This is a genomic window from Dietzia sp. B19 (genome assembly GCF_014145155.1).
Lineage (GTDB): Bacteria > Actinomycetota > Actinomycetes > Mycobacteriales > Mycobacteriaceae > Dietzia > Dietzia natronolimnaea.
Genome location: NZ_JAALED010000571.1, coordinates 381 through 933, shown reverse-complemented (window position 1 = coordinate 933; position 553 = coordinate 381). Strand labels below are relative to the sequence as shown.

The following is a 553-nucleotide window of genomic DNA, read 5'->3' as shown; positions in this document are numbered from 1 at the left end:
CGTGTGGCGCTCGTGGCGGCGGCCGTCGTCGTAACCGCGGTGGCCGCCGCACTCGTGTGGCTCGTCGCGGCCGGGCCGATGTCGTCCTCGGATCGCGCGGAGCGCGCGGTCGAGCAGACTCTCCGCGACATGACCGCCTCGGACTCGTTCGCCGAGTTCAACAGCCATCTCTGCGCCGAGAACCGGGTGCCGCAGGACCTGGTCGACAACATCACCGCCTCCGGCGAGCAGACCGGCACCGACCTCGACGCGATGCTGCGCGAGTCCATCGCGGGTTCGTTCCCGCAGGATCTCGAGGTCACCGGGGTCGAGATCGAGGGCGATGTCGCCACCGCCACCGTGGAGTCGGAATCCGACGAGTCCGCGCCGGAGCAGGTACGGATGCTCAATGAGGACGGCGCCTGGAAGGTGTGCGAGCCCGGCGTGGGAATGGGTGCGGTGCCTCAGGGCGATCAGCCCGGCTGAGTTCCCGCCGGCTGATCGCCCCGAGTCTGATCGCCCTGAGACACGACGGCACGCCACGCGCCGCACACACGAGCCGTGCAGGAGTCAC

General features: G+C 70.2%; 1 protein-coding gene. It reads left to right on the top strand.

Annotated features, from left to right (window positions below):
- The coding region (locus tag G6020_RS15725) for a hypothetical protein (protein ID WP_194306174.1) at nt 1-465 on the top strand (465 nt) is incomplete at its 5' end.
- Nucleotides 466-553 lie beyond the last annotated feature (88 nt).